We start from the raw sequence: 10,321 nt of genomic DNA, 5'->3' as shown, positions 1-10,321 counted from the left end.
TACCGTTTCCAGTAGTTATCCCCCTCCATCGGGCAGTTTCCCAGGCATTACTCACCCGTCCGCCACTCGTCACCCAAGGAGCAAGCTCCTCTGTGCTACCGTTCGACTTGCATGTGTTAGGCCTGCCGCCAGCGTTCAATCTGAGCCATGATCAAACTCTTCAATTAAAAGTTCGATTTGCTGCAACAAGTGCAGCGATGCTCAAGTGTAAAACGTCATAATGAATTTCATTATGTGTTCACTCTTAAGACTTGATATTTTTTGTCACCCGGAGGTGACTGATATCAATCCTGCGAGTGCCCACACAGATTGTCTGATAAATTGTTAAAGAGCGGTGCAATCAGTGCCGAAGCTTCCTGTTGCGAGGTGGCGTATATTACGCTTTCCTCCTTCGGAGTCAACTTCTTTTTGAGAAGTTTTTTCCGGCGGTTCAGATGCTTCCTGAACCTCCTGAGCCGCTGGCCGTAAGCCGTTGTGCCGTCTCAGTGGTTGCGCATTATAGGCAGTTCTCGACGGGTGACAAGGGCTAATTTGCGATAATTTGACTGTTTGCTGCAATCCCCAGCAAAACCCCTGCTTATACCCGCTTATGCACAAACTTATCCACATTCGTCGTATGACCACAATTTTGACGAGCATCGCGCAATCGTTTTCGCTACAATGCCCGCGCGTAACGGAAGCCCCTTCAGGGGCGTTACATGAACCTTACTCTCTGTTTTCTTCCTATATAGAAGAAAGAGAAAGTCTAAGCTTCATATAACGCTCTTTATATGCGATCCAAAGCCAAGGGATAAATCATGCAACAACGTCGTCCTATACGCCGCGCGCTGCTCAGCGTGTCTGATAAAGCCGGTATCCTCGAATTCGCTCAGGCGCTTTCTCAACGTGGCGTCGAGCTGCTCTCCACTGGCGGCACTGCACGCATGCTGGCAGATGCCGGCCTGCCTGTTACTGAAGTGTCTGACTACACCGGTTTCCCGGAAATGATGGATGGACGCGTCAAAACGCTGCACCCGAAAGTGCATGGTGGCATTTTAGGACGCCGCGGTCAGGATGATGCCATCATGGCTGAACACAGCATCTCACCGATTGATATGGTCGTCGTTAACCTCTATCCATTTGCCGAAACCGTTGCCCGTGAAGGTTGTTCGCTGGAAGATGCGGTTGAGAACATCGATATCGGTGGCCCAACCATGGTGCGCTCCGCCGCCAAGAACCACAAAGACGTGGCGATTGTGGTCAAGAGCAGTGACTATCAGGCCATCGTTGCCGAACTGGATGCCAACGATAACTCCCTGACGCTGTCCACACGTTTCGATCTGGCGATTAAAGCCTTCGAACACACCGCCGCCTATGACAGCATGATCGCCAACTACTTCGGTAGCCTGGTTCCTGCTTATCACGGTGACTCCACTGAACCTTCCGGTCGCTTCCCTCGGACTCTTAATCTGAACTTCATTAAGAAGCAGGATATGCGTTACGGTGAGAACAGCCATCAGGATGCTGCCTTCTATATAGAAGAGAATGTTAGCGAGGCTTCTGTCGCAACAGCACAGCAGGTCCAGGGCAAGGCACTCTCTTATAACAACATCGCCGATACCGATGCGGCGCTGGAGTGTGTGAAAGAGTTTGACCAGCCAGCCTGCGTCATCGTCAAGCATGCTAACCCCTGTGGCGTAGCAGTTGGCGGTTCAATTCTTGATGCCTACGAGCGCGCCTACAAAACTGACCCGACGTCTGCTTTCGGCGGCATTATTGCTTTCAACCGCGAGCTGGACGAAACCACTGCGCAGGCCATTATCAGCCGCCAGTTCGTTGAAGTGATTATCGCCCCTTCTGCGACTGAAGCCGCACTGAAAGTGACTGCCGCGAAACAGAACGTGCGTGTACTGACGTGCGGCCAGTGGCAGCAGCGTCAGGCCGGTCTGGACTTCAAACGTGTTAACGGTGGCTTGTTAGTACAGGATCGTGACCTCGGAATGGTAAACGAAAGCCAGCTGCGCGTGGTTAGCCAGCGTCAGCCTACCGAGCAGGAACTGCGTGATGCGCTGTTCTGCTGGAAAGTGGCGAAGTTCGTCAAGTCCAACGCCATCGTCTATGCACGTGACAATATGACGATCGGCATAGGCGCTGGCCAGATGAGCCGCGTTTACTCCGCCAAAATTGCCGGTATCAAAGCCGCCGATGAAGGTCTGGAAGTCAACGGCTCGTCTATGGCCTCCGATGCATTCTTCCCGTTCCGCGATGGGATCGATGCCGCTGCTGCGGTTGGCATCACCTGCGTGATCCAACCGGGTGGATCGATTCGTGATGATGAAGTGATCGCTGCCGCTGACGAACACGGCATTGCGATGATCTTCACCGACATGCGCCACTTCCGCCATTAATTACGGAGCTTCAGATGAAAATTTTAGTGATTGGTAATGGCGGCCGCGAACATGCGCTGGCCTGGAAAGCCGCTCAGTCTCCACTGGCTGATACCGTTTTTGTTGCTCCTGGTAATGCGGGCACCGCGCTGGAGCCTGCGTTACAAAACGTGGCGATCAGCCCGACAGATATTCCTGCCCTGCTGGCTTTTGCCCGCGATGAGAAGATCGATCTGACTATCGTTGGCCCGGAAGCACCGCTGGTCATCGGCGTAGTAGATGCGTTTCGCGCAGCCGGCCTGAAGATCTTTGGCCCAACCCAGGCCGCTGCACAGCTGGAAGGATCTAAAGCGTTCACGAAGGACTTCCTGGCACGCCACAAGATCCCAACCGGCGAATACCAGAACTTTACCGAGGTGGAGCCTGCTCTGGCTTACGTTCGTCTGAAAGGCGCACCGATTGTCATCAAGGCCGATGGTCTGGCGGCAGGTAAAGGTGTGATTGTGGCCATGACGTTGCAGGAAGCCGAAGACGCCATTCAGGATATGCTGGCAGGCAACGCTTTTGGCGATGCGGGTCACCGTATTGTGGTGGAAGAGTTCCTCGACGGCGAAGAAGCCAGCTTTATCGTGATGGTCGATGGCGAGAACGTGCTGCCAATGGCCACCAGCCAGGATCATAAACGCGTTGGTGATGGTGATACCGGGCCGAATACCGGTGGCATGGGCGCTTACTCTCCAGCCCCCGTGGTCACAGATGAAATCCACCAGCGTGTGATGGACGAAGTGATCTGGCCAACCGTACGCGGAATGGCGGGTGAAGGGAATGTTTATACCGGCTTCCTGTATGCAGGCCTGATGATCGATAAAAGTGGTCAGCCGAAAGTGATCGAATTCAACTGCCGCTTTGGCGATCCAGAAACTCAACCGATCATGCTGCGTCTGCAATCCGATCTGGTCGATCTTTGCCTGGCGGCCGTTGATGGCAAACTGAATGAAAAAGATTCAGTCTGGGATCCCCGTCCATCACTGGGTGTGGTGCTGGCCGCTGGCGGCTACCCGGGAGATTACGTTAACGGTGAGCAGATCCATGGCCTGCCTCTGGAAGAAGTGGCGGATGGCAAAGTGTTCCATGCTGGCACAACACTGCAGGACGAGCTGGTCGTGACCAGTGGTGGCCGCGTTCTCTGCGTTACTGCGTTGGGCGAAGACGTTGCTGCTGCACAGAAACGTGCTTATGAGCTTGCCAAACCGATCTCATGGAAAGGGAGCTTCTGCCGTAAAGATATCGGTTACCGCGCGATAGACCGTAAATAACGCATCAAAGCGGATCGTCGATCCGCTTTGACCGATTCAGCATCAAGGCGATCAACGATCGCCTTTTTTTATGCTTAAAATCCCTCTTCTTTCGGTTCCGTCTTGCAGAAGTCACTGGCAGACACCAACAGCAGTTGCGTGCCTGCCGGAGCCTCCAGCCAGGCGATACTCACAGGGCCGGACGTGTCTCGCTGCTGACGAGCGATACGACCCAGCTCAGTCTGATCCAGCTCAGGTCGCACTGTTTTCCCCTGACAGGTGGTGATTGTGCCATCCTGTTGCCAGCTACCCTGCCTGAGCAATACATTCCCTGAGAGCAAATCATCACTGATTTTTAGCATCCGCTGGGCATCAAACTGATACAGCGCAATCTCATCCGCAGAGAGGGCTTCGCGCCGCCCGGACAACTGGCGTTGCATAAAGCTCAGGCTGCCGTCCTGGTCAAAGCGCAGCGTCACATCGTCAGGCTTATCACCGATAACATGACGTTCTACCGAAACCAGCTTGCCCTGCTGCCAGAGATAGTCGCTGGTTTCCGTAGCGGCACCATTAAACGGGGTATATACCGTCATCAGATGTGAAACCTGCTCGTGCTGGTTCTTACGCCAGATGCGCACCGTACCCCGATCGGCAAGATAGCCGCTGGCGGTAAAGTCCGGCAGATCAGAATGCGAACTACAGCCTGCTAACAGAATTAGCATGCCAAGAGAGAGTCGTTGGACTACAGAAGTCAGTTTCATGCGAAAAGAGTATCACAACAGCGGTAAAGCAGAAGAAACCGTTAGCGGGTAAACGGAGGTTTGTCGAGATATGGCGGAGGAGGAGCAGGCAGTGAAAGGATACGGAATGATCCACGCAGGGAGAGAGATAAACAAAAGGGGCGAATTCGCCCCCCTGTTTAAACTCTTCACCGTCAGACGATTACTTAACAGCGTCTTTCAGTGCTTTACCAGATACAAATGCCGGTACGTTTGCAGCGGCAATTTTGATCTCATTACCAGTCTGCGGGTTGCGGCCAGTACGCTCAGCACGGTGGTTAACTTTAAAGGTACCAAAACCAACCAGTTGTACAGCATCACCGTCTTTCAGAGACTCAGTAATCGCAGCCAGGGTGGATTCCAGAGCAGCTTTAGCCTGGGTCTTAGACAGGTCCGCTTTGTCCGCAATTACATCAATCAGTTGAGTCTTGTTCATAAGTTATCCTTACAGTGTATTTATCGCTTGCTAAGCATCAAGTGCGAGGGAAAAACCAGATTCTGGCACTCTCCTGCATACACGCACCGATAGCCACATTTTTCAGCCCCCCAAATGTAGACCAGACTGGGGGCGAATGTGAAGCCCAAAGGCGCTACAAATCAGGCCTGAAGTCACGTTTTGTCGCCTTACTGCTGAAAATTTATACCGATGTTACTAATACCGGATTCACGCAGGTCGGATCGTAACCCTTTTATCAGCTCCAGGTCCCTGTCCTCGCAGGCGGCGAGCAGGCGGAATATCTCCCACTGGATGTCCCATTCCTCTTCAACGGCAGGATTCACCTTCAGCTCTTCTTCGGTCATTTCGCGACCTGCCTGGGTCATTTCCAGCATCGCCACCGTCGTAATTGACGTCTCGCTCACGGCAATAGCATGGACCAGCGTTTCACCGCTCAAACGAGAATGCAGCAACTCGCTGAGCGCCACACAGGCATCAATTGCCGGGTAAACGCCATACAGATCGTAGTCGTCGGCTGAAGGGATCGCTTCTTCCAGTTTTTCCAGCTGGCTGTCAAAGTTCACTTTCGCGTCTTTCACCACCAGGGTTTCCCATAAAAGATCGAGAATACGGCGGTAAAGCTGGCCATCACCAAAACCGGTTTGCTGGCAAAATGCACGGTAGTTGGGCACCATGCGTTCACACAGACAAGCCATAAAAGTAACGTGCTGCCAGCTTTCCAGCTTTTCCAGCCGCAGATGAATCGGGTTACGTAACATATCGGGATCTCAGAATTAATGCACTTGCCGCAGTGTACCTGAAAAGCCACAGGGCAGCACGGTTAACCCCGGGACAGCGCGGTAAAAGCCGTACGGCGCGAGGCAACAGCATCCGCCCAGCGCGTAGGCTCAGGCAGACGATAGCCCTGCAAACAACGCTGCACCCAGTCAAGTGCAGTTGCATGGCTTACGCGGTGTCCGGGAGAGATAAACAGAGGATTACAGCGAGCCTTGCTGCGCAGCACAAAGCCCAGCAACTCATCGTGGTCCATCAGAGGCTGGCAACTGCCCGGTTCTGCTGCCGGCGGGGCGAATTTTCCACACAGGCGTTTTTTCGCCACGCCAATCGTAGGGACGTCGACCAGCAGGCCAAAGTGGCTGGCCACACCAAGACGACGAGGATGAGCCACTCCGTGTCCATCAACGAATAACAGGTCGGGATGATTGGACAGTTGTTTCCACGCCGCTTGCAGAGCAGGTGTTTCACGAAATGACAGGAAACCGGGAATATAGGGCATCGTCGTAGCAACACGCGCCACCTGATGCTCAATAACCTGAAGTGAGGGATATTCCAGAATCACCAGGGCGGCGCGTGTCACCGCACCACTCTGTTCAAACCCCACATCTGCGCCACCAATCAGGCGGGGAGGCATTACATCAAAGTCATCCTGACATCTCACGTCCGCTGCACGCTGACGCTGCTCGTCACGTAATGCTGCAATATCCATATTTTCCCCTAACTGATTACTCCTGGTGGTAAGGACGTGAGAGCTTGTGCACTGCCTCGACGAACACACCGGCGTTTTCTGGTGGTACATCCTGATGAATACCGTGGCCAAGGTTGAACACATGCCCTTCGCCCTGACCAAAGCCCTCAAGAATGCCCGCCACTTCCTGCTCAATACGCTCAGGAGCGGCATACAACATCGATGGGTCCATATTGCCCTGCAACGCGACCTTATGGCCCACACGGCGACGTGCGTCGGCAATATCCGTTGTCCAGTCAAGGCCCAGCGCATCACAACCTGTTGCGGCCATCGCTTCCAGCCATTGCCCGCCACCTTTAGTAAACAAGGTAACGGGTACACGGCGCCCCTCATTTTCATGCAGCAAACCATCAACGATTTTGTGCATGTAGTGGAGCGAAAACTCCAGGTAGTCGCGTCCGGTCAATACGCCGCCCCAGGTGTCAAAAATCATCACTGACTGGGCACCTGCGCGGATCTGAGCATTGAGATACAGCGTGACACTGTCGGCCAGCTTATCCAGCATCAGATGCAGCGTTTTAGGCTCGGCGTACATCATCTTTTTCAGTTTGGTAAACGCTTTGCTGCTGCCGCCTTCCACCATATAGGTTGCCAGCGTCCACGGACTGCCAGAAAACCCGATCAGCGGCACGTCACCGTTGAGGTTTTTGCGGATGGTACGTACCGCATTCATCACATAACCCAGCTCCTGCTCCGGGTCAGGAACAGGCAATTTTTCAACGTCAGCGCGGCAGGTGACAGGTGAGGAAAAACGTGGGCCTTCACCTGCTTCAAAATACAGTCCCAGTCCCATCGCATCGGGAATGGTCAGGATATCGGAGAACAGGATCGCCGCATCCAGCGCATAACGCCGCAGTGGTTGCAGCGTAACTTCACAGGCCAGTTCCGCGTTTTTACACAGCGACATAAAGTCACCGGCTACAGCGCGAGTTGCTTTGTACTCCGGCAGATAACGTCCGGCCTGACGCATCATCCATACCGGGGTAACATCCACTGGCTGGCGCAGCAATGCGCGCAGATATCGATCGTTCTTCAGTTCACTCATCACGAGACTCTCTCACCATACAGGCTGCTAGTGTAACATTTATTGGAATTGACGATGATCGACCACTCGAAAAATTGAGCTAACCAGGCACACCCGCCCCTGAATGCATCGTGAACAACGACAGGGGGAAGATGAAATTCAGCGAAATAACAACAGCTTTCCCTTACTTTTAATTGCCAGCCGCCACATTTTTTCCTGGTGAACTATCGATTTTTCCCTGCGTGTTTTCAACAGCGATAAGAGAAGGTGAACTGTCGCCCATAGTGACCATCCGTTTTTTTTCTTTCTTCTCCACCGGCAACTGTGGCTCTTCAATCTGATGAGAATTTCCTATAAATACCCCACCTTTCTCAATGGAGAACTCGGTGGCGAACACTTCACCCTCAATCCTGCCACGCGACATAATAACAACCGTCCTGGCATAACAGCTTCCTTTCAGCAGACCATTGACCACCAGCTTAACGGACTTTACTGTTCCGACAACCTGACCTTCCTTACCAATCTGCGTCATTTTCTGGCTGGTCAGGTCCCCTTCAACAACACCATTGATTGAAATATTGTTTTCGTTGGTCATTTCACCCCGTAATACAGTACCAATAGAGATCACTGTTTCTTTCGTATTACTGTCATCATACGAAGGAGCAAGGGGCGATACATTTTGTTCCAGCTTGACCTGTGAAGATAAATTCTCACTTGACTGAGGCTCTGCCTTGCGATTGAAATTAAACACGTTTTTAACCGTCCTTTTATTGTATAGAAAGGGGATAGCTAGCAGCATAATCAGGCACACCATAACACCCAGAGAAATTAATAAGGTCGTTCTTATTGATAGCGCAAAGGCAAGTATACTTATGCTCCAGCAAGACCAGATTCCCCACAGATAACATTGTTTTTTCGTCTCAGACATTGTATTCACTCACAACGTACGGAACATCATGCACAAGACTCAGCCGCTGACGTCATCATTAAGCTGAGGACGTGATCGCGTCATCGTTAACCAGAAAGTCATTTCTGGAAAGCAGCACCGAATTAAATAAATGTGAATAGAAGAAAACACCAGTAAAATTAACGGGTGGAATATCACTTTTTAAGCACTTTTAATGAAACCACTCTTTATTATGATAAGCGGCGTAGTTTATGGAATGGAATGATATTTGAATTCACTGCAAATATAAAGTCGTGTTTGTTTATATTATTTAAATAAAGCAATAACTCTCCTGACTCAAAAAATGAACCAGGAGAATATATCGCTAAAAAATCTTTATCAGAAAAAAACATTAAAAACAGTATTATTCGGCTTCTGCGCGACATATTGCGACAGTGTCTTCAATCAGCCTGCGAGCCACCGTTCCTGCTGGAGGTAACTGCGGCAACGCATCGTAACGATACCATGCCGCAGACAGCAGTTCTTTAGGGTCAATATTGATATCACCGCCAGCATAGTCGGCCATAAACGCCATCATCAGTGACTGGGGGAAAGGCCAGGGTTGAGAAGAGACATAGCGCAGATTCTTCACACGGATGCTGCTTTCTTCCATCACCTCACGTGCCACCGTTTGCTCAAGGGTTTCGCCCACCTCGACAAAGCCAGCCAGTACCGTGAAAATCCCGTTACGATGCCGCGTATGCTGCGCCAGCAAAATCTCTTCACCCCGGCGGATCGCCACGATAATGCAAGGTGCAATTTGCGGATAGTAACGCTGCCGGCAATGCCCGCAGAGACACGCCCATTCGGTTTTGCTGGGGTGCATTTCATGGCCACAGTAGCCACACCAACGGTGTGAACGATAGAATTCTGATAACTGAATACCGCGTCCGGCAAGTTGAAACAGGCCCGTATCTTGATCGAGCAACTGGCGTAGCGATCCCATATCCTGAGGATACGTACCGCGGATCAGCCACACTTTCTCGCCCTGCCACTCTCCAATCGGCACCCCTGATCGCCCTGTCAGGCCCAATGAGCCCGCATCACCATGCGGCAGCTCACCTTTTGGTAACCAAATTTTATGTTCCTGGCTGACAACCCACCAGCCAGCGTCTACGCTTAAAATTTCCTGTTCCATCATTTTGCTCATCATCCTCAGCTTAAAGACTGGATTGAGGTCAGACGTTAAAATATAACATTCACGGAGTTGAACATGCTTAACCAGTTAGAAGTCCTCACCGCGCGCGTCGGCGGATGCAGTGAGCTGGTAGACTTCTGCCTGCGCTCCCGCAAGCAGTTGCTGGTTACCTATTACCAAATGGCTGGCATTAAGCCTAACAAGGAAACGCTGACGACGCTCGATGAAAAAGCGCTGGATACATTCTGCCAGCATCTGGTGGACTACCTTTCCACCGGTCATTTCACCGTCTACGAACGTTTTATTAAGGAACTGGAAGGGACCGAGCAACTGGCGAAAGCGTCGTTAATCTACCCCTCTTTAAAAGCCAATACCGATCAGATAATGGAGATTTATGATTCGCATCTGGAAACAGCCATCGATGATGATAACTGCGTTGAATTTCAGCGGGCATTATCGGTAGTCGGTGAAGCGCTGGAGGCTCGATTTACGCTGGAGGATAAATTCATCAAGCTGGCTTTAGAAAAAAATGATGATAATCAAAGCGCTGCCAACTCGTGCTCGCTTGCTCGCCCTGCCTGATTCGTTATCAGAATGTGAACTTCTTGTAGTTTCCAAAAAGCCCCTTTATGCTTGAGGGGTAAGGGCGAGGCATGCCTCTCCCTTACGTTGACTGAAAAACCAGTCGATATCTTGTCGGAGTGCCCCAGGGCTGAGACCGTTAATTCGGGATCCGCGGAACCTGATCAGGTTAGTACCTGCGAAGGGAACAAGAGTAAATCAGCTATTAC

General features: G+C 51.7%; 10 protein-coding genes, 1 rRNA gene and 1 riboswitch (1 of these 12 only partly in view). Of the genes, 3 read left to right on the top strand and 8 right to left on the bottom strand.

All coding sequences use genetic code 11. The features are described from left to right. A 16S ribosomal RNA gene (locus FVB43_RS24505) occupies positions 1-167 on the bottom strand; it reaches 1,376 nt to the left of the window's first position. 630 nt (positions 168-797) lie between these two features. On the opposite strand from FVB43_RS24505, the gene purH reads away from it, so the two are divergent. Continuing rightward, a complete protein-coding gene (purH, locus tag FVB43_RS24500; RefSeq protein ID WP_159338613.1) occupies positions 798-2,387 on the top strand; it encodes a bifunctional phosphoribosylaminoimidazolecarboxamide formyltransferase/IMP cyclohydrolase in 1,590 nt (529 codons plus the stop codon). A gap of 14 nt (positions 2,388-2,401) precedes the next feature. Then, complete coding sequence (gene purD / locus FVB43_RS24495; RefSeq protein WP_167864943.1) at positions 2,402-3,682, top strand: phosphoribosylamine--glycine ligase; 1,281 nt, start codon at positions 2,402-2,404, stop codon at positions 3,680-3,682. 74 nt (positions 3,683-3,756) lie between these two features. On the opposite strand, the gene FVB43_RS24490 is transcribed toward purD, so the two are convergent. The 7 genes from FVB43_RS24490 to nudC all read right to left on the bottom strand — a co-directional run bounded on the left by FVB43_RS24490 (position 3,757) and on the right by nudC (position 9,530). Then, a complete protein-coding gene (locus FVB43_RS24490; protein ID WP_420361232.1) occupies positions 3,757-4,383 on the bottom strand; it encodes a DUF1481 domain-containing protein in 627 nt (208 codons plus the stop codon). Positions 4,384-4,603: 220 nt separating this feature from the next. Continuing rightward, complete coding sequence (hupA, locus tag FVB43_RS24485; protein WP_133846987.1) at positions 4,604-4,876, bottom strand: nucleoid-associated protein HU-alpha; 273 nt, start codon at positions 4,874-4,876, stop codon at positions 4,604-4,606. A gap of 188 nt (positions 4,877-5,064) precedes the next feature. After that, positions 5,065-5,655 carry a YjaG family protein gene (locus tag FVB43_RS24480; protein WP_133846988.1) on the bottom strand — a complete coding sequence of 197 codons (591 nt, stop codon included), beginning with the start codon at positions 5,653-5,655 and terminating at the stop codon, positions 5,065-5,067. Between the two features lie 62 nt (positions 5,656-5,717). Then, entirely contained in the window at positions 5,718-6,383 is a 666-nt protein-coding gene (gene nfi, locus FVB43_RS24475) for a deoxyribonuclease V (RefSeq protein ID WP_167864942.1), read from the bottom strand. Between the two features lie 16 nt (positions 6,384-6,399). After that, positions 6,400-7,467, bottom strand: a complete 1,068-nt coding sequence (hemE, locus tag FVB43_RS24470) for a uroporphyrinogen decarboxylase (protein WP_133846990.1) — start codon at positions 7,465-7,467, stop codon at positions 6,400-6,402. 169 nt (positions 7,468-7,636) lie between these two features. Further along, positions 7,637-8,374 (bottom strand): bactofilin family protein, encoded by a 738-nt coding sequence (locus tag FVB43_RS24465; RefSeq protein ID WP_167864941.1) that lies wholly within the window; start codon positions 8,372-8,374, stop codon positions 7,637-7,639. A gap of 382 nt (positions 8,375-8,756) precedes the next feature. Beyond that, positions 8,757-9,530, bottom strand: a complete 774-nt coding sequence (gene nudC, locus FVB43_RS24460) for an NAD(+) diphosphatase (RefSeq protein WP_167864944.1) — start codon at positions 9,528-9,530, stop codon at positions 8,757-8,759. A gap of 75 nt (positions 9,531-9,605) precedes the next feature. On the opposite strand from nudC, the gene rsd reads away from it, so the two are divergent. Continuing rightward, complete coding sequence (gene rsd / locus FVB43_RS24455; RefSeq protein ID WP_167864940.1) at positions 9,606-10,112, top strand: sigma D regulator; 507 nt, start codon at positions 9,606-9,608, stop codon at positions 10,110-10,112. A 105-nt stretch (positions 10,113-10,217) separates the two neighbouring features. Further along, positions 10,218-10,316, top strand: a riboswitch (TPP riboswitch). The last annotated feature ends 5 nt before the right edge of the window (positions 10,317-10,321 follow it).

Source organism: Erwinia rhapontici, from assembly GCF_012271765.1.
Lineage (GTDB): Bacteria > Pseudomonadota > Gammaproteobacteria > Enterobacterales > Enterobacteriaceae > Erwinia > Erwinia rhapontici.
The sequence above is the reverse complement of the archived record's forward strand: the minus strand, read 5'-3'. Positions and strand labels throughout refer to the sequence as shown.